Genomic DNA, 18,960 nt, shown 5'->3' on the forward strand with positions numbered 1-18,960 from the left:
CGCTTCGACTACCGTTTTCGTTCGCGGCGCTCGTCCGCCTCCGATTCGCCTCCCCGCTCGCCGCCCTTCGCTCCTTCCGCGGCGGCACCCTTCGCCCCTTCCGCAGCGCCTCCTACCCCCGCCCCTCCAGTCGTCGCTGACTGCGAAATCGCAGCACCTGCGCCGTGTTCATACACCAGCGATCCGCCGCTCTTGCCGACGCGTGCGCCCGCTATGATCAGCGCCACCGACGACACGGTCGCCACCGTTCGCACCACGCCTGCAGCACGACCACTCACGACGCCGGCGGCGGTCAATACCAGCACGACTCCGGACAGAATGAGGAACAGCTCAGCTGCCTCTTCGTGGTTCTCAATCACCGACTCCGACACCTGTTTTTCAACCGCCTCCCCCTGCTCTTTGCCGGTCTGAAGCGCGGCCCAAGCCGACAGCGTGAGCGCGGCTGCAAAGGCCACGGGGACGGCCCAGGCCATGCGCACCGCGGTGCCACGACGGATTGCCCAGAGGGCGACCAGGGCGGAGATTGGGAGAAGAAACATCAGCACGATTGGGAAATGCACGACAGCAGGATGCAGTGGATCGGGCAACACGGGGATCTCCGATGTGAGGTTGGAGGCAACCTGCTGCCCTTCGGCGGCTCGCACCATCCGACATTCGACGCGATATGACCCGATTTTCGCTCCCTCCGGCAAATGACGTACCCCCAGACGCCCTCGACGACGGGGGCGCCCCCCTGCCGATCTCGCTGGCGGCCATGCTGGCGGTCATCGGCCTCGGTGGGATTACCGATCTCGTCCTCGACAAACCGGCCACCTGGTTGTCCCTCCACGTGCTATTCGAGGTCGTCATGGTCGTGGCGTCGGCCAGCGGCGCGGCGGTGCTCTGGCTGCGTTGGCGACGCGCCGAGCAGTCGGCCGGCACGTTACGCACCACGATGGAGTCGCACCGCGCCGAACGCGATGCGTGGCGCCTCAGCGCACAGTCCGCGCTCGACGGCCTCGGCCGCGCTATCAACGAACGGTTCAGCGCATGGGAGCTCACCCCCACCGAACGCGAAGTCGCGCTCCTCCTGCTCAAGGGAGAGAGTCACAAACGCATTGCCTCATTCACCAACCGCAGTGAGCGCACGGTGCGGCAACACGCGGTAGCGGTGTACAACAAGTCTGGACTCCACGGACGCGCGGAACTCGCCGCGTTCTTCTTGCAGGATTTGCTCCTGCCGGCTGACGAGCGCGCACAATAGGCCGCACGTGGCACCCCCACCCCTCACCCTGATGGCCTCATGAACGTTAGCGGACTCATCCGACGCGCTGGACTTGGCACCGCGTGTCTCACCATCGGCGTTCGCGCACAGGCGCAGGCACCGATGCCTCGCCCCGACATCGCCATCACGCATGCGAATGTCGTGGATGTTGCGACGGGCACTATCACCCGCAACGCGACCGTCGTACTCCACAATGGACTGATTGCGTCGATCGGCATGGGCGCAGCTCCCGCTGGCGCTACGCACATCGACCTCGCGGGCAAGTACCTGGTGCCTGGGCTGATCGACGCCCACACGCACTTGGACAATGCCGCGGCCGCGCGACGAGCGCTGGAAACCGGTGTGACGACCGCGCGCAGCGCGAGCGTCGGCTCGTTCAAGGACGTGGCCTTACGCGATCTGGCGCGAGCGGGCTACGTCGTGGGCCCTGAGCTCCTCGCCGCCGGCATCTTTGTGACGCCAGACATCGGCGATGCCGCACTCGCGGATACCGGACTCGGCCCACTGATGAGTGGCGTACGCACTCCGGAGCAGTTGCGCGCCCTGGTGCGCGTGAATCTCCGTCACGGTGTGGATGTGATCAAAACCCGTGGCACGGAACGCGCCGGAACGCCGACCACCGACCCGCGCCAGCAGGTGTACACCGAGGAAGAATTGCGTGCGGTGGTGGAAGAAGCCGCCACGAAGGGGGTGCCCGTCATGGCGCACGCGCACGGCGACGAGGGCGCGTATGCAGCGGTCAAGGCCGGCGTGCGCAGCATTGAACATGGCACCTATCTCTCTGACTCGACCCTCGCGTTGATGAAAGCGCGCGGCACCTGGTTCGTCCCCACTTTTAGCACGCTGTATGACTTGCTGGAGCCGGGCGGCGACTACGATGACCCCGTTACGCACGCGCGTGCCATGCACATGATTCCTCGCGCCAAACGCACGATCCTCGAGGCGCGCCGCTTGGGCATCAAGATCGCGGCCGGTGCAGACGTGAGCTACACCGACAAGACCGTCAATCGCGTGTCGCACGAGGTGGCACGGTTTGTGGAGATCGGCTTTACGCCCCTTGAAGCGCTGCAAACGGCGACGGTGAACGCCGCCGAGCTGCTTGGCATTGGCGCGCGCACCGGGCGCATTGCCGTGGGACTCGAAGCCGACCTCCTCGCGGTGGAGGAAAACCCGCTCGTCAACGCGGTCACCCTTCAGGACGTCTTGTTAGTGATCAGCAACGGTCGCGTCGGCCTGAACCGACTCAACTTCTCGAGACGATAATCGCATGCTCCCCTTTGACTTTCGGCCTATCGCCATCGCCGCGCTGTTCGTGCCGTTCGCTGCATTCACCACAACGTTGCGCGCGCAGGACACGCCCGCCGAGCGCGCCGCAGGCGCCGACGTGGTGAAGCAGATGGCCGCGCTCCAGCGCACGCTCGATGTCCCAGCGCTCGTGGCGAAACTGACGGGCGCCAACCCCGCCCGCGACGCCATAGCCGCTCGCGCCAAAACATTGATGGACACCGAACTCCTCGCGATGGCCGACGACATCGCCCGCCATCCAGAGGTCGGCTTCAAAGAAGAGCGTTCGGTGCGCGTGCTCACCGACTATCTCAAAGCGCATGACTTTGACGTGACCATCGGTGTCGCCGGACTGCAGACCGCCTTCGTGGCGCGCTACCGCCGCGGCACGCCGGGTCCGAACCTTGGCATCATTCTCGAATACGACGCGCTCCGTGGCACCAAAGGCGATTTCCACGGCGACCAGCACAGCGCCCAAGGACCAACGGGCATCGCTGCGGGGATTGCCGTGGCCGAGTTCCTCGCGCGGAGCAAGACGCCTGGCACCGTCACGTTTTACGGAACGCCCGCTGAGGAGATGATGCCACCGCCGTCCAAGACGGTGATGCACGAGGCGCACGTGTTTGATGGCGCCGCTGTGATTGTCCGCTCGCACTCCAGCATGGGAACGCAACGCGCCGCGCATGGCTTTGGCTCGTGCTGCCTCAACATTGACGGGGTGAAATACACCTTCTCCGGCGCACCCGCGCACCAGATGACCCCGTGGGAAGGACGCGACGCGCTCACGGCCGCGATTCACCTGTTCAACAATGTGGACGCGATTCGCCGCAACCTGCGTCCCGAAGCGCGCATTCAGGGCATCATCACCGAGGGGGGCAAGGCGCCAAACGTCGTCCCTGACCGCGCGGTGGCCGACTTCTACGTGCGCTATCCGGACCAAGTCTATTTGGCGCAGGTGCGTGAGATGGTGGACAACGCCGCCCGCGCCGCCGCGCTCGCCACCGGCACTGTGGTGAAGATTGAGCCCTACGGCAGCATGCGCGATGGCATTTCGTCGGCCGCGCTCAATGAGGTGGCGTTCGGCTACCTCAAGAAATACGGCGGCACCAAGGTTCAAGAGGAACCCGGCAAACCGCAGGGTTACGAAGAGACCGGTAGCGTGTCGAGCGCCATCCCGGGCGTCGGATTCTCGGCGCACACTTCAAACGGCGGTTTCCACACGTACGAAATGGAAGCCGACGGACTCGGCGCGGTTGGACATCAGGGTTTTGTGGTGGACGCGCAGGCGATGGCGTCGCTACTCTATGACTTTGCGACGCGCGCGGACTACCGCGCGGCCGTCAAACGGGAGTTCGATACCACGCGCGCGCTGTTCGGCGAGTACATCGCGGCGCTCGACAAAGCGTATCCGAAGCCGGTGGTCAAGGCTCCGTAAGCTTCGCGGTGGTAGCGCCGTGACGACGAAGGGTCACCGCACGTGCGGTGGCCCTTTCGGTTTTCGCGAGTTGTTGATACCGGCTTGGTGAAGGTCTCAGACCGGCGGTGGCGCCATCCTCAAAGACTCTCGAAAGTTGTCAAGGAAGATCTCAGATAACGCTCGCGGAACACTCTCCGTTGGATGGGAGATCGACCGGAGAAACCTCTCGTTGAACACGCCCTCTAACCCAGGGTGCGGCGGCATATTCCGGTTCGTGCCGAACGTCCAGTTGTGATGCGTGCGCTTTGTGATCTGCCAGTCAATCACCACCGAGACGCCTGTGGTCGCATCCTCCTGCATGGCATTGGCCAGTAGCGCGTCGATCGTCGCCGGCTTCCCTTCGACCACATGAATGATGTTTTCGCGTCCGCAGAGGAGGACGCCGGTGACCTCGGCTCGGTCGCACCGGCCCTTGCACCGCCTCACTCGATTCATCAACTCACGGTCGGACAACAGTAGAACAAAATGAGCGAGTGTAGATAACCTGACGCATGTCTGGAAGTCGGACGAGGAGAATGCGGCGGAGCATCGCGCCGACTACAGTGCGCGCAGCGAGGAACGAGGTGAATGAATCCGTCGCCTCCGTGCCACGCAATGCAACTCCTGTCTACGTAAAATCCCGACCCACATTGTCGTCTTTGATGAACGTGCCATGGAAGGTTTTATTCGACATTCGCATGACCATACGCTCTTCGAATAGCGATGAGGAAAGCTAGACGGAAGTTGCCCTAATGGAACGATGCCCTGCCCATCAGTTACTTCGACCTTGAGCCTCAGGTTATCCATCACGGAATCGCCGCTGGAGCCAAACGAATCAGTTGTAGTACCGAGGCTGAGAATCGAACCCAGCTGACCTTGCGCGCAAGGGACTAATAGTTCGGGGTCAGTCGGTCGCCACTGCGTGCCGATCCCGTGTTTCGCGGTCTATCCGGTATCCGAGCAACCGATTGCGTCGTAGAATACATACTGTCCCTCCTTCCCTCGGGGCCAATGCCATGCGCCTGTCATCGTACCGCCGCACGCTGTCCACGGCGCTGCTTCTTGCGCTGACCACCGCCTCCGGCTGCGGGATGGCCGCCGTGGCCTTCCACAACCCCACCGTGGAGCTCAAGGGGGTGCAGATGCGGGGTATCGGGTTAATGGACGTTTTGCTCGACGTCTACAACCCCAACTACTCCGACTTCGAAGTCCGCAACGTCACCTACACGGTGTTCGCCGACTCGATCCAGGTGGTCAAGGGCGAAGTGACCGAGCGGGTAAAGCTGCCGGGGAAGAAGACGACCACGGTGAGGCTGCCGCTGACCTTTGGCGTCCGCGAGCTGAACAAGGCTTCGGGCGCGCTGTCCCAGCGGGGGAGCGTGGAATACACGGTGGAGGGGGAGTTCAGCATGGCCACGTCGCTCGGCTGGTTCCGGCGGACGTACAGGACTTCGGGGCGCTACGACTCGCTCTGACGCTGACGTTCCGGCGCTGTCCGAAGACCAAGGAAGTACTTCCGGTCCCGCGTAACTCATTGTCCTGCAACAGTGCCGAGGCTGGGAATCGAACCCAGATGACCTTGCGGTCAAGGGATTTTAAGTCCCTCGCGTCTAGCCAATTTCGCCACCCCGGCGGCCCATAAAGCTACAAACGGGAGATGACCGCGGCACCTGACCGCCGGCATCTCCCGCTCCCCAGCATACCGAACAACCCCCAACCACACGGACAGAGCGGGAAACGGGACTCGAACCCGCGACCCCAACCTTGGCAAGGTTGTGCTCTACCAACTGAGCTATTCCCGCGTCGTTCGAACAATACGTTGCTCACAGCACCGCTTCAAGCGCGGCCACCGGCCTATGCCTCGCGCGGCCGGCGGCCGGCCAGATCGCCCAGTCCTATGGTCGCACTCCATGCGCATGTACCGTGTACCACACGGCGTACGCCAGCAACCCCGAAAGCGCGGCGTCTCCCCCGTGCGAAATGGCGCGCCCATCGGCATCCACAAACTCCGCGGCCCATCCGTGATCGAGCGGCGCGCGACGCAACCACTCGAGCACGCTCGACGCATCGGGGCCCAACAACCGCGCCAACTGCTGCGCCAGATGCGCGGGCGCTCCCTCCACCCGTTTGGCCGTGCGCCGATAAATCGAATCGGTGCGTTCCACCGCCTCAAACAGCGGCAGCCAGAGCGCCGAGGCAATGGGATCATCGTCCTGTGTGTACCCACCCGCGAGATCGGCCGCCGCAATAAACGACGCCTTCCCGCCTTCCTCAATCACAAAGTGCCGCCGGATGGCCGCGCGCACGGCTTCGGGGTCCTGCAGCTCCTTCGCTTCTTCTTCGTCGAGTGTGCGCTTGAGGCAATCGAGCGCATACGCCACCACGGCGTTGCCGTGCAGCGTAAACGGTTTTGCGGCCGGCGCGCCAGAGAGCGTGACTTCCGTGTGATACAACGGATGCTTTTTGTCGCGTCGCGTGCCGAGGTCGTCCGCAGAGTGATAGAGCGTATCGGCGAGGATCGGCTCCTCGACAATCTGATCGTCACCCGTCTCGCGGATGTAGCGCTCCGTGGCAATCGCATACGACGCGGCGCCCTCGAGCGTGAATCCCGGTTCAAACAGGGTACCGTCGAAGTAGTGCACGCCACGCCCTGGAGCATAGCCGTGCACTTCGCAGGCGCGAAGAATGAGCTCGCGTGCGAGTGGCGCATCGCCCAGCTGAATCGCGGGCACCGTCCACGCGAGCGCTTCCCAATCACGCACCGTCACGCCGCGCACACACCAGGGCGCGCGACTCCGCACCAAATAAAACTGCGCGTCGTCGAGCGCACGCCCCACGCCATAGAAATAGGCAAAAAGCAAATGGCGATTGATCAGCGTGTCCACCGACTCCATGCCGGTGCCCTGCTCTAGCATGCGAATCGCGTCGCGCGTGAGATTGAGGAGCGCGCGCCAGCCACGGCGCTTGAGCACGGCGACGGTGGCGCAGGCGCCATCACGCTCGGGACCGGCGCCTACATAAAATGCCGCTTCCACGCGCCCTTTCCCCTCGACGCGCAGCGCGCGTCGCATCGCAAAGGCGGGCGCAGCATCCCGGGTCACCTCGACCGTCACGTCACCATCGGCGGCGAGGGCGAGCGCCACGGGCCCCGAAGGCTCGGAGCCGTCGAGCACAATCACCTCGTGCACCGCCGTCGCGCGATGCGCATCGGTGAACGGGCGCGGCGAGAGCACCCGCAGTTGTCGGTGCCCCAGCGTGCCTTCCACCGCGAGACTGATGTCCGCCGCGGCCTCGCCGCGATTTTCCACCGCAAGCGCAATCACAAAACCGGCGATGTCCGCGTCGCGACCAAAGGGGGCAAAGATCGTCCCGCGCACCACGAGGTCGCCAACCGTGCTCGTAAAGGTGGGCAACCAATGCAGCGCCCGCTCCCACACCATCCCCTGCTCCGAGAGCGCCACCGCGCGGCCACCCACCGTCAGCGTGGGGCGCAGGAGCGGCGTCCCATTGCCGGTCATAAAATCGGCGCTGCCGGCGAACTCAATGGCCGATCGCGCACCCCGATGGAGCATCCCAACGGCATGGATGGCGGCGTCGGCGGGGTGCACACAGGGGATGGACAGCCAATGATTGCCCGTCAGCTGCCACGGTACGGAGGGGATCGCGTCGTGTGTCACTGGGTATGACTTGGCGTTATCTTATGCATCTCGAGTGAAACGTAGCCGTTCACGCGGCGACTCGCTTCCCCTGACCACCGTTTCGACATGCCGATTGCCCCGCGGTGCGCCGGCCGGCGCGCCAAGCAAACTGCCCTGTTTCTGGCTCTCAGCGCCCTGCTCTGCGCGCTGCCGGCCCGAGGTGGCGCGCAGTCGGTCCTCGGCGTGGGGGACGATGCCACGACCGTCCCACGGGGCGTGCTGCGTTGGCGTGCCGTGTCTGAGTGGCTGCAATACGCCGAGCGATACGGCATGAATACGCCGGGCCGCAAAAACGGCACACTCGAACCGCTCGCCGTCAATTTTGGACTCGACACCCTCGGTCTCGCACAGTTCGAAAATCTCGCGCCGCTGCAGTCTGGCATTCGCACACTCGCCGGCATGCCGGATTTTGTTGCGTCGCTTGGCAAGAGCGTCGTGCAACTGCGCAATCAGGTGCAGACCACCCCGCTCTCGCTCGAGCTTGGACTGACCAATCGCATCACCATCGGCGCGTCGGTGCCCTTTGTGACCGCGAGCGCGAATGTCAGCTTTGCCATGAATCCCAAAGGAATCGAAGGGACGCTCGGCTTCAATCCGGCTTTCAAGTTGCCGTCGGTGCTCGCACAGAACGGGGCGCTGATTAGTCAGTTCGACAGCGCGGCCGGCCAACTGGGGCGTGCCATCGCGACGTGCGCGGCGCTGCCATCCGCGCCGGGATGCACTGCCATCAATGCCAACGCCGCTGCCGCGCGTGCGCTCATTCAGAGTTCGACGAGTTTTGCCACGGCGCTCGCCTCCGTGTACGGCGGCCGCAATGGAAAAACCGGTGCGCTCTATGTACCGACGGCCGGGTCCACCGCGCAGTTAGCCATCGCGGCGCGCGTCGCGGCCTTCCGCACATTGTACGGAGCCTTTGGCCTCAACATTGCCGGCAATGCGCCGGGAGGTGCGGCACCGCTCACCATCACAGACGCGCAACGCATCTTTACCGATAGCGCGTTCGGCATGGGTGCCAAACCGCTGGCCACGAGTATCACACGCGGCATGGGCGACGTGGACTTCACGATCAAAGTGAATCTCTACGATTCCTTTGGGCGCGACACCAAAAAGCGACTGGCCCCCAAGGGGTTCAACATTCGCCAAAGCATTGGCGGCGTGTATCGCCTTGGCACAGGCACCACCGACTCCCCGGACGATTTCACGGACATCTGTACCGGCAACCATCAGAACGACGTCGAACTAAGGTCGTACACCGACGTGATGTGGGGGCCGCATTTTTGGATGTCGCTCGTCGCCAAGTACAACTGGCAGATGGCCGACCAGCTCGTCATGCGCATCACGGAGGCGCCGAGCCTTCCGCTCGCGGCCGCGTATCGCAAACACATGGTCGCACGGGACCTCGGCGACATTGCGGAAATCGAAATCAATCCGCGGTGGTCCATCACGGAACATGTGAGCATCGCCGGGCAATACACGTATCGGCGCAAGTTCAATGACCAGTACACGGGGAGCTTTGCCGTGAACGACCTCAACGGCGCCCCAATCATCATTGACGCTGCCGCGCTCAACCAAGAGACCGAGGCACGCGAGCACCGGTTCGGCGGAGGCATTTCCTTTTCCACGCTCGCGGCGTTCGAGCGTGGCGAGGTGTCACTCCCCTTTGAAGTGAGCTATCTGCACTTTCAAACGACCCTAGGGAGCGGTGGCGCGGTGCCGAAACTCACGCAGGACCAAGTGCAGTTTCGCGTTTACACGCGCCTCTTCGGCCGCTGAGCTTTTGCGGGCGCGGCCGCCTCTGACGAGGCACCGCTGCTCGAATGGACCGGCTCGGCGATCGCCTCGGGCGCGATACCCTGCGCTCCCGACGCGACCGCGAGCAACTCCCGCGCGTGTTCGCGACTCACCGAGCTCTCCGCGTCGCCGCCCAACATTCGCGCGACTTCGCGCACGCGCGCATCCCCGTCGGCAATCGTGATGTCGGCCGTGGTCACGCCGCCTCGCGCGCCCTTGCTCACCACAATGTGATGGTGCGCGCGCGCCGCGATCTGCGGTAGATGCGTAATGGCAAACACCTGATGGTGACCCGCTACGCGTCGCATCGCGTCGCCGACCATCAAACCGGTCTTGCCGCCGATCCCCGCATCCACTTCGTCAAAGATGAGCGTGGGTACGTGATCAATGCGCGCAAGAATGGTTTTCAGCGCGAGCATCACGCGCGCCAACTCACCACCGGACGCCACACGCGCCAACGCGCGCGCCTCGTGTCCGAGATTGAGCGCCACACGAAACTCCACCGATTCAGCGCCAACGGCCAACGCTTCTGTCCGTGGCGTCAGCGCCACGGAAAAATGACCGTCGGGCATGCCGAGTGGTGGGAGCTGCGCATCCACGGCGGTCGCGAGACGTTTGGCGGCTACGGTGCGTTTCTTTGAGAGGCGCGCGGCAGACTCGACGAGCGCGGCTGCCGCAGCGGTCACCCGTTGTTCCAACGCGCGCTGGTCGAGCGCGGCCGTGTCGAGCAGGTCGAGTTCGGCCTGCGCCTCGCGCGCCGCCTGCACGGCCAGCGCCACCGTGCCACCGTGCTTCTTTACAAGCCGGAACACGAGATCGCGCCGGCGCTCGACATCCGCGAGCCGTGCAGGGTCGTGCTCCACCGTTGCGAGATACCCCTGCGACTCGCGATTCAGTTCCTCGAGCGCGTAGTACGCGGCATCGTACAGTTCCTGCAGCCGTGCCGTGGACGGATCGATCTTCTGCAAGGCGCCGAGCGTGCGCTGCAAGTGGCCGACGCGCGCGAGCACGGCTTCGTCGCCGGTCTCGAGGACGTCCATGATTTCACCGGAGAGCGCGCGCAATTCCTCTGCGTGTGTCAGGCGACGGGCTTCGTCCTCAAGGCGCGCGTCCTCCCCTTCTTCGAGGCGGGCATCGCCTATCTCACGTGCCACATGGCGGAGCCAGTCCGCGCGCTTGGCGGCATCGTCGCGACGGCGCTCGAGGTCACGCATCGAGGCGCGCGCGCCCTGTAACTCCGCGTATGCACTGGCTACTTCCGCGGCCTCGGCGGTGGCATCGCCGAACGCATCGAGAATGGCGCGTTGCGAATCTTCGTCGAGCAACGCGTGCGCCTCGTGCTGACCGTGCACCGTGACTAACATTTGCCCGAGTTCACCGAGCACCGACGCCGTCACGGGCGTGCCGTTCACCCAAGCCCGAGCGCGACCGGCACCGGCCGCCACCTCACGTTTGAGCACCAGCACTTCGCCTTCGTGCTCGATGCCGTGCGCATCCAGCGCCACCGCCACCGCCGGCGTCCCCGACACATCGAACACCCCTTCGACGGTCGCGCGCTCAGCGCCCGTGCGCACGAGATCGCTCGCGGCGCGTTCGCCGATTAGCAGCCCAAGCGCACCGACAATAATCGACTTTCCCGCGCCCGTCTCGCCCGTGAGCGCATTGAACCCCGGCGCCAGCGGCAGCGTGACCGACTCGATGATGGCGAAATTGCGAATTCGTAGTTCAGTGAGCAACTCAGTCGTCCCGTTCGGCCAATCCGCCCCAGCCGAGTTTGCGGCGCACGAGTCCAAAGAACGTCGTGCCCGAGAAACGCACAAGAATCACCGACTGCGACGACCGTCGCAGGGAGAGCGCGTGTCCGGCCCCTAAGCTGGTCCCAACTTGTCCGTCGGCCGTCACCAAAACATCCTCGGGCGCATCATCCGCACGCACCAGAATCTCAGCGCTCGGCGGCAACAGCAACGGACGCACGGCCATCGTGTGCGGCGCCACCGGTGTCACGAGAATGGAGTCAACCGTTGGCGCCACGATCGGGCCGCCGGCCGACAACGAGTACGCCGTGGAACCCGTTGGCGTGGAGACAACAATGCCGTCGGCGGCCAGCGAACCGATCGCCTCACCGTCCACCGACAGGTGCAGCCGTAACACGCGCGCAAAGCCGCCTTTATGCAACACAATGTCGTTGAGCGCACGCAGCTTCACACCAGGAACGCCATTCGCATCGAGCGCCGTGGCCTCGAGCACCATGCGCTCATCGGCCTCGAACTGCCCCTTGGCAAATTTCGGCAGCAGTCGCGGAAACTCTTTGACGCGGCTACTCGTGAGAAAACCGAGGCGTCCTAGATTGACGCCAAGGATCGGCACACGCGCGCCGTCGAGGTAACGTGCGGCGCGGAGCAACGTGCCATCGCCGCCGAGCGACAGCAGGCCGTCGAGATTCGCCGGGCTCGACAGCGCCGTAAACGACGGTGCCAGCGGAAGCAAATGCGACTCCGCATGAATCTCGAGCCCGAGCCGCGGCGCCTCGCGCACGAGGACCTCTAGAATCTCGGTGATTCCTTCGTAGCCAGGATGGGCAATGACGCCGATGCGCTTCATGAGGCGACGGCCTCGCTACTGTGCAGCGCGCGCACTTTGTCAGCAATGCCATCGGCATCGAGGCCACACAGCGCGAGCTGACGGTCGCGCGAGGCCGCGTAGATAATGCGGTCAGGGACGCCGTGCGCAATCACACGCACCGAGGGTTCCATCGCCTGCACCACGCTCGCCATATAGGCTCCAAATCCGTTCACGACCGTCCCCTCCTCCACCACGAGCAACTGGCGGTGATCGGCGACGAGCGCCGCCAACGTGAGCTGATCGTACGGTTTGAGATAGCGGCAGTTCACCACGGTCACGGCAATGCCTTCGGCTGCCAGCGTATCGGCGGCCGCGAGCGCCTGCAACACCATCGTCCCGACGGCGAGGATGGCCACCCCCTGCCCACTGCGCAGCACCTCCCACGTACCCGGCGCAACCGCCGGAATCTCAGCAATCGCCGGCACGATGTCCGGCGAGGCGTCGCGCGGATAGCGCACGGAGAACGGCCCCGCCTCATGCGCCACACCCGTGCGCAGCAGACCGAGCAACTCCCGGCCGTCCTTCGGCGCGGTCACCGTCATGTTGGGCACGGAGAGCATATACGCAATGTCATAGAGCCCGGCATGCGTTTCGCCGTCCTCGCCTACCAACCCCGCACGGTCGAGACAAAACACCACGGGGAGCCCTTGGATGGCCACGTCGTGCACAATGTTGTCAAAAGCGCGTTGCAAGAACGTGGAGTAGATCGCGACCACGGGACGCACGCCACGCGTGGCCATCCCTGCCGCCATCGTCACCGCGTGTCCCTCGGCGATCCCAACATCGAACAGTCGGGTGGGATGCGCTTTCACAATCTGATTCGTGCCGGTTCCACTCGGCATCGCCGCCGTAATCACCGCGACGCGGTCATTCTCGCTCATCAACTCGGCGAGTCCTTTGCCGAACACCGCCGTGTAGTTGGCGTTCGCCGTCGAGGTCTTGCGCTGCTTACCCGTGGTAGGATCGTGGCCCGGTGGCAACGCGTGCCACTTCTCTACATGCTCACCGGCCGGAAATCCTCTGCCCTTTTGCGTAATGACATGCACGAGCCGCGGACCCTTCAACTCGCGCACGGCCTTGAAGGTGTCCACCAACTGACCGAGGTCGTGACCGTCAATCGGACCAAAGTAGCGGAAGCCAAGTTCTTCGAAGAGCACGCCGGGTGTCAGGAACGTTTTGACGCTCTCTTCCCAGCGGCGGAGAATCTTGCCGGCGTCGTGCAGTACGCCCGGCGCATGATCGGCGATCTCGCCGAGCGCGGAGCGAATGCGGTTGTAGATGGGGTTGCGCTGCACCGAGGTGAGGTACTTATGCATGGCGCCCACATTCGGCGCAATCGACATTTCGTTGTCGTTGAGCACCACAATGAAATCGCAATCCGTCGCGCCGGCATTGTTGAGCCCTTCGTACGCGAGACCGCTCCCCATGGAGCCGTCGCCAATGATCGACACGACCTTGAACTGCTCGCCACGCAAATCGCGTCCCACGGCAATCCCGTAGCCCGCGCTAATCGACGTCGCCGCATGCCCTGCGCCAAACGCATCGTATTCGCTTTCGGAACGCTTGAGGAATCCAGACAATCCGCCTTCTTGCCGCAGCGTGTGCATCCGGTCGGCGCGCCCTGTGAGCACTTTGTGCGGATAGCCTTGGTGTCCCACGTCCCACACCAACTGATCGCGCGGCGTGTCAAACGACGCGTGCAGTGCGATGGTGAGTTCCACCACACCCAACCCCGCGCCGATATGGCCGCCCGTCATCGAGCAGCTTTCGATCAGGAACGCACGCATCTCCGCGGCCAGCGCGACCATCTGCTCGGTCGAGAGGTGGCGGAGTTCAGCAGGCGTGGGGAACGTCGGAATGCTCTTATTGGGCACGTCAGTCAGTGTTCGAGTGAATCAAGAACGGCGGTGCACGATCAGCTGCGCTAACTGCACCAGCGACGGGGAGGCAATGCCCTGCGCGGTCAGCGCGTCACAGGCTTCGGTGCACAACGCCTCAGCCCGCGCACGGGCAGCATCCACCCCCATCAACGAGGGGTAGGTACTTTTCTGAAATGCAACATCTTTCCCAGCGGTCTTGCCCAGTTCGTCCGTGGTCGCCGTGACGTCGAGGACATCATCGGCAATCTGGAAGGCGAGGCCAATGGCATCGCCGTAGCGACCCAACGCACGGAGCACGTCCGCGTCTGCTCCAGCCGCGAGTGCGCCAATACGCGCACTCGCACTGATCAGTGCGCCGGTCTTGAGACGATGCACCCGTTCGAGGTCGGTCAGCGACAACGATTGTCCCTCGCCGTCTAGATCGAGGAGCTGTCCCCCAACCATGCCACCGGCCCCAGACGCCTGCATCAGCGTCCTCACGATCGCGCCCGTTGCAATATCCGAGAGTCCCATCGCGCGCGCGGCCTCCACGGCCGCCTGCGCGGCGAGTGGCACCATCACGAGCCCAGCGGCAGACGCGGCCGCTACGCCAAACACCACGTGAACCGTCGGCCGACCGCGCCGCATCGCATCGTCGTCCATACACGGCAGATCGTCGTGCACGAGCGAATAGGCATGCACCACTTCCACGGCCGCGGCCAGCGCGCTCACATCACCTGTACCGCCTGCGGCGCGATACGCCGCCGTCAGCAACACGCCGCGCAGTCGCTTCCCCTCGCCCGCGAGCGCATACCGCACGCTCTCCACCACGGCGGAGTCGAGCCCCGGCACGCCTGCCTCAGCGAGGCGCGCGAGCGCGATGCCGATCGCCTGGCGATCCGCGACAAAATCCGGAGTGCGCGCCGCGACCGCGATCACTCACGCACCTCCAGCACGCCGTCCACCTGCTCCACGAGCTGCCCCACGCGTCCTTCCGCCTGCGTCAGCGCGGCATTGGCTTCTTTGAGCTGCGCGATGCCTTCTTCAAACAACGCCAGCGACTGCTCGAGCGAGAGGTCATCGCGATCGAGGCTCGTGGCAATCTGTTCTAGGCGATTCAGCGATGTTTCAAAGCTCATCGTTCAGCAGCTCAGCGAGAATTAGGAGAGACAACGGACGGCTGCACGTCGCGCGCCTCAGCGCGCACCAGCCCATCGTGCAACTGCAGATCAAAGGGCATCCCCGGCGTAAACGCGGCCGCGCGACCAAGCGCGCGCCCATCGGCCCCCTTCGCCACCGCATAGCCGCGCGCCAGTGTGCCGAGCGGACTCAGTGCCTCGAGCCGGCCCGAGGCGTTCTGCACGCGCGCGCGACGCAGCTCCGTTGCGCGGCGCGCCCGCACCGAGAGATCGCGCGCGCGCTGCCGCAACACGACCGACGCATCGCGTACCCGCCGCACCGTGGCACCGCGAACCGTGCTACCGAGCGACCGCACGGCCTGCAGGAGTTCGGCGAGCACGGGCACCGCTGCCTCGGCCGCCGCGCTCGGCGTGGCCGCGCGCAAATCCGCCACGAGGTCCGCAATACTGAAATCCACTTCGTGTCCCACCGCTGAGATCGTCGGCACGGGGCACGCCGCAATCGCACGCGCCACTCGTTCGTCGTTGAACGCCCACAAATCTTCGCGCGACCCGCCCCCGCGGCCCACAATGACGACGTCGGCACCGCCCCAACGGCCTACGCGTTCGATCGCCGCCACGAGCGAATCCGGCGCGGTCTCCCCCTGCACCGCCGCTGGCACCACCACCACGTTCACGAGCGGATTGCGCCGCTGAATTACCGACACCACATCGTGCAACGCCGCGCCGTCGGCACTGGTGACCACGGCCACCGTGCGCGGGAAGAGCGGAATCGCGCGCTTGCGCGAGGGATCCAGCAGCCCGTCCTTCTCGAGTGCGGCGCGCGTTTGCTCAAACTGTTTGCGCCAGAGCCCCTCGCCCTCCGCTTCGAGCGAGGTGATCATGAACTGCATCTGTCCACGCGCCGGATACACCGAGAGGCGTCCACGCGCCATCACCTGCATCCCTTCGTCCGGCGCTGCGGGCAGGCGTTTCACATCGCGCGCCCACACCACACACGAGAGCTGCGCGGTTTTGTCGCGCAACGTGAAGTACCAGTGCCCGTTGCCGTGCGCCTTGAAGTTGGTGACTTCGCCGCGAATCCAGAGCGCGTCAAAAGATCCCTCGAGGATCGCCTTCACCAGTTCGTTGAACTCGGCGACGGTGAACGCCTGCTCGGGGGATCCCCCGGGTGCGGTCACGCGCGCTGCTCCGCCGCGCGTACGGTGTTCTTGAGCAACATCGCGATGGTCATCGGGCCGACGCCTCCGGGCACTGGGGTGATCTGTGAGGCAACCTCAGAGACCGGCCCAAACGCCACATCGCCCACAATGCGGTACCCCTTCGGCGTGGACGGGTCCACCACGCGATTGATGCCCACATCAATCACCACCGCCCCCGGCTTGACCATATCGGCCGTGAGAAACTCCGGCTTGCCAATGGCGGCAATGATCACGTCCGCCCGACGCGTGTGCGACGCCAGATCCTTCGTGCGCGAATGGCATACCGTGACCGTCGCGCTCGCATTCACCAGCAGCGAGGTCATCGGCTTGCCGACAATCGTTGAGCGGCCAAGCACCACCACATCTTTGCCGGCCACCGACACGCCCGCACGCTCGAGTAGCACCATCACGCCCGCCGGCGTGCAGGGCGCGAATCCGGTGGACTCGCCAATCCAGACGCGTCCGACATTCACCGGATGAAACCCGTCGACGTCCTTCTCTGGCGCGATGCGCAAAATCACCGACTGTGGGTCGATATGCTTGGGCACCGGCATCTGCACGAGAATGCCGTGCACCGTGTCATCCGCGTTAAGCTTGTCGATCAACGCGAGCAGCTCCGCCTGTGGCGTGTCGGCGGGCAACCGAATGGTCTCCCCCTTCATGCCGGCGGCCACACACGCCTTTTCCTTGGACGACACGTACACCGCGCTCGCCGGATCATCACCGACCAACACCACCGTGAGCCCCGGCACCACGCCACGGGCAATCAGCACCGCCGCGTCGCGCCCAACTTCCTCACGGATTTCCTTGGCGACGGCCACGCCGTCAATGCGTTTAGCGAGCAATGTCCATGGACCTCTTTTCACGGATCGCTACGACCTTGATCTGACCCGGATATTGCAACTCGGTCTCGACCCGGCGAGCGATCTCCTCGGTGAGTGTCTGCATGCGCACGTCGTCCACCTCGTCCGGATTGACGATTACGCGCACTTCGCGCCCGGCCTGAATCGCAAACACACGATCCACGCCTTTGTAGCTCGACGCAATTTTCTCCAACCCTTCGAGCCGCTTGACGTACGTCTCAAACGCCTCGCGACGCGCGCCGGGACGTGATCCCGAAATCGCATCGGCCGCCTGCACCAGCACGCTAATCTCGCTCTCGTGTGGCACGTCGTCGTGGTGCGCCGCAATGCAGTTCACAATCAGGGGGTGCTCACCGTACTTGGTGGCCACTTCCACACCCAACTGCACGTGCGTCCCCTCGTGCTCGTGCGTGAGCACTTTACCAATGTCGTGCAGGAGCGCGCCGCGGCGGGCCATCGCCGCATCGAGGCCAAGTTCCTCGGCCATCATCGAGGCCAGCCACGCCACTTCCTTGGAATGCTGCAGAATGTTCTGCCCATAGCTCGTACGCCACTTCATGCGCCCGATGAGCTTGATCACTTCGTGGTGGAGACCATGCACGTTGGATTCGTAGGCCGCCTGCTCGCCGGTCTCGATGATCCCCGCGTCCACTTCCTTGCGTGACTTTTCGACCACCTCTTCGATGCGACCGGGGTGGATGCGTCCGTCGGCGACGAGCTTCTCGAGCGCGAGCCGCGCGACTTCACGGCGCACTGGGTCGAAACAGCTCACCACCACCGTGTCTGGCGTGTCGTCAATAATCAGATCGACACCCGTCGCCAATTCAAAGGCGCGAATGTTGCGCCCTTCGCGGCCGATAATACGCCCCTTCATCTCGTCCTTGGGGAGCGACACCGCGCTGACCGTAATCTCCGCCGTGTGTTCGGCGGCAATCCGCTGCACGGCGAGCGCCACAATCTTCTTGGCCTCGCGGTCGGCGGTGCGTTTGGCGGTGTCACGAATTTCGCGCAGACGATTGGCGGCGTCGGCGTGCGCTTCTTCTTCGAGGCGCCGCACCAACTCGGCCTTGGCTTCCTGCGCGGAGAGACCCGCCAACTGCTCGAGCCGACGACGCTCCTCGCTCACCATTTTGTCGAGTTCGGCCTGTTTGTCCTCCACCGCCTTTTCCTTGCGGCCGAGATCGCTGGCCCGACGCCCGAGGTCCTTGTCGCGATTCTCGATCACGTCGACCTTGCGGTCGATGGTCGTTTCGCGCTCCTGGAGCCGCTTTTCCTCGCGCTCAATTTCGTCACGGCGACGCCGTGCCTCGGTCTCCCACTCTTCGCGGGCGCGCATCGCCTCTTCCTTGCCGGCGAGCACCGCCTGCTTGCGGAGGCCGTCGGCGTCGCGTTCTGCGTCACCGACAATGCGCTTGGCAATTTGATCCGCCGAATCTCCGGCGGAACGGCGGGCCAACTCCTCGGCCTCGCGCCCTGACTTACGACCAACAAAAAAGGCGATTGCGGAGCCGGCAACACCAGACGCGCCGAGCCCGATCGCCAACCAGATCAAGGGATCCATAAGTTCATATACTCCAAGGCGAAGCACCGCGCGATTCTGACCCGCGCATGCATCGCAATCAATAAAGGAACTGCCGGGGAGCACATGTGCGCACAGCCCAAACCCGCGGTTCCAAGACCACCCGGTTCGGCGCCGTCGTAGGGCGCGTAACGGGATGGGCTAAGTACTGCGGCGACTTGAACCTACGCGATCATCTCTCCCACACTTTAGAAACTACGCGC

General features: G+C 64.4%; 16 protein-coding genes and 2 tRNA genes. 5 read left to right on the forward strand and 13 right to left on the reverse strand.

The annotated features are described in order from the left end of the window. Window positions 1-8: 8 nt before the first annotated feature. Window positions 9-590, reverse strand: a complete 582-nt coding sequence (locus NTZ43_06385; GenBank protein MCX5766835.1) for a hypothetical protein — start codon at window positions 588-590, stop codon at window positions 9-11. A 74-nt stretch (window positions 591-664) separates the two neighbouring features. Here NTZ43_06385 and NTZ43_06390 point away from each other — a divergent pair, with 74 nt between their 5' ends. The 3 genes from NTZ43_06390 to NTZ43_06400 are packed head-to-tail and all read left to right on the forward strand — an operon-like array spanning window position 665 to window position 3,983. Next, window positions 665-1,243, forward strand: coding sequence for a LuxR C-terminal-related transcriptional regulator (locus NTZ43_06390; GenBank protein MCX5766836.1), 579 nt, complete (start codon window positions 665-667; stop codon window positions 1,241-1,243). A 39-nt stretch (window positions 1,244-1,282) separates the two neighbouring features. After that, entirely contained in the window at window positions 1,283-2,527 is a 1,245-nt protein-coding gene (locus NTZ43_06395) for an amidohydrolase family protein (GenBank protein MCX5766837.1), read from the forward strand. A 4-nt stretch (window positions 2,528-2,531) separates the two neighbouring features. After that, the gene (locus tag NTZ43_06400) at window positions 2,532-3,983 is read left to right on the forward strand and encodes a peptidase dimerization domain-containing protein (GenBank protein MCX5766838.1); all 1,452 of its coding nucleotides are present in this window, start codon (window positions 2,532-2,534) and stop codon (window positions 3,981-3,983) included. Between the two features lie 96 nt (window positions 3,984-4,079). Here NTZ43_06400 and NTZ43_06405 read toward each other — a convergent pair whose 3' ends face one another. Beyond that, a complete protein-coding gene (locus NTZ43_06405; protein ID MCX5766839.1) occupies window positions 4,080-4,478 on the reverse strand; it encodes a BLUF domain-containing protein in 399 nt (132 codons plus the stop codon). A 542-nt stretch (window positions 4,479-5,020) separates the two neighbouring features. On the opposite strand from NTZ43_06405, the gene NTZ43_06410 reads away from it, so the two are divergent. Next, window positions 5,021-5,479 (forward strand): LEA type 2 family protein, encoded by a 459-nt coding sequence (locus tag NTZ43_06410; protein ID MCX5766840.1) that lies wholly within the window; start codon window positions 5,021-5,023, stop codon window positions 5,477-5,479. Between the two features lie 73 nt (window positions 5,480-5,552). On the opposite strand, the gene NTZ43_06415 is transcribed toward NTZ43_06410, so the two are convergent. The 3 genes from NTZ43_06415 to NTZ43_06425 all read right to left on the reverse strand — a co-directional run bounded on the left by NTZ43_06415 (window position 5,553) and on the right by NTZ43_06425 (window position 7,681). Then, window positions 5,553-5,637 (reverse strand) — tRNA-Leu (locus NTZ43_06415). A gap of 96 nt (window positions 5,638-5,733) precedes the next feature. Then, window positions 5,734-5,806 (reverse strand) — tRNA-Gly (locus NTZ43_06420). A 93-nt stretch (window positions 5,807-5,899) separates the two neighbouring features. Further along, complete coding sequence (locus NTZ43_06425) at window positions 5,900-7,681, reverse strand: hypothetical protein (GenBank protein MCX5766841.1); 1,782 nt, start codon at window positions 7,679-7,681, stop codon at window positions 5,900-5,902. 87 nt (window positions 7,682-7,768) lie between these two features. On the opposite strand from NTZ43_06425, the gene NTZ43_06430 reads away from it, so the two are divergent. Beyond that, the gene (locus NTZ43_06430) at window positions 7,769-9,475 is read left to right on the forward strand and encodes a hypothetical protein (protein ID MCX5766842.1); all 1,707 of its coding nucleotides are present in this window, start codon (window positions 7,769-7,771) and stop codon (window positions 9,473-9,475) included. On the opposite strand, the gene recN is transcribed toward NTZ43_06430, so the two are convergent. The 8 genes from recN to rny are packed head-to-tail and all read right to left on the reverse strand — an operon-like array spanning window position 9,451 to window position 18,739. Beyond that, a complete protein-coding gene (gene recN / locus NTZ43_06435; protein ID MCX5766843.1) occupies window positions 9,451-11,229 on the reverse strand; it encodes a DNA repair protein RecN in 1,779 nt (592 codons plus the stop codon). The genes NTZ43_06430 and recN overlap by 25 nt on opposite strands. Before the next feature lies 1 nt (window position 11,230). Further along, window positions 11,231-12,094, reverse strand: a complete 864-nt coding sequence (locus tag NTZ43_06440) for an NAD(+)/NADH kinase (protein ID MCX5766844.1) — start codon at window positions 12,092-12,094, stop codon at window positions 11,231-11,233. Then, window positions 12,091-13,989: a 1-deoxy-D-xylulose-5-phosphate synthase gene (dxs, locus tag NTZ43_06445; protein MCX5766845.1), complete on the reverse strand. Its 1,899-nt coding sequence runs from the start codon at window positions 13,987-13,989 to the stop codon at window positions 12,091-12,093. Before dxs ends, NTZ43_06440 begins: the two co-directional genes overlap by 4 nt. A gap of 21 nt (window positions 13,990-14,010) precedes the next feature. Then, window positions 14,011-14,913 (reverse strand): polyprenyl synthetase family protein, encoded by a 903-nt coding sequence (locus tag NTZ43_06450; GenBank protein ID MCX5766846.1) that lies wholly within the window; start codon window positions 14,911-14,913, stop codon window positions 14,011-14,013. Next, complete coding sequence (xseB, locus tag NTZ43_06455; protein ID MCX5766847.1) at window positions 14,910-15,113, reverse strand: exodeoxyribonuclease VII small subunit; 204 nt, start codon at window positions 15,111-15,113, stop codon at window positions 14,910-14,912. Before xseB ends, NTZ43_06450 begins: the two co-directional genes overlap by 4 nt. Before the next feature lie 11 nt (window positions 15,114-15,124). Then, window positions 15,125-16,294 carry an exodeoxyribonuclease VII large subunit gene (gene xseA / locus NTZ43_06460; protein MCX5766848.1) on the reverse strand — a complete coding sequence of 390 codons (1,170 nt, stop codon included), beginning with the start codon at window positions 16,292-16,294 and terminating at the stop codon, window positions 15,125-15,127. Further along, window positions 16,291-17,160, reverse strand: a complete 870-nt coding sequence (gene folD / locus NTZ43_06465) for a bifunctional methylenetetrahydrofolate dehydrogenase/methenyltetrahydrofolate cyclohydrolase FolD (protein MCX5766849.1) — start codon at window positions 17,158-17,160, stop codon at window positions 16,291-16,293. Before folD ends, xseA begins: the two co-directional genes overlap by 4 nt. Then, window positions 17,150-18,739, reverse strand: coding sequence for a ribonuclease Y (gene rny / locus NTZ43_06470; protein ID MCX5766850.1), 1,590 nt, complete (start codon window positions 18,737-18,739; stop codon window positions 17,150-17,152). The genes folD and rny overlap by 11 nt, the downstream gene beginning before the upstream one ends. Between the last annotated feature and the right edge of the window lie 221 nt (window positions 18,740-18,960).

It is taken from the genome of Gemmatimonadota bacterium, assembly GCA_026387915.1.
Lineage (GTDB): Bacteria > Gemmatimonadota > Gemmatimonadetes > Gemmatimonadales > Gemmatimonadaceae > Fen-1231.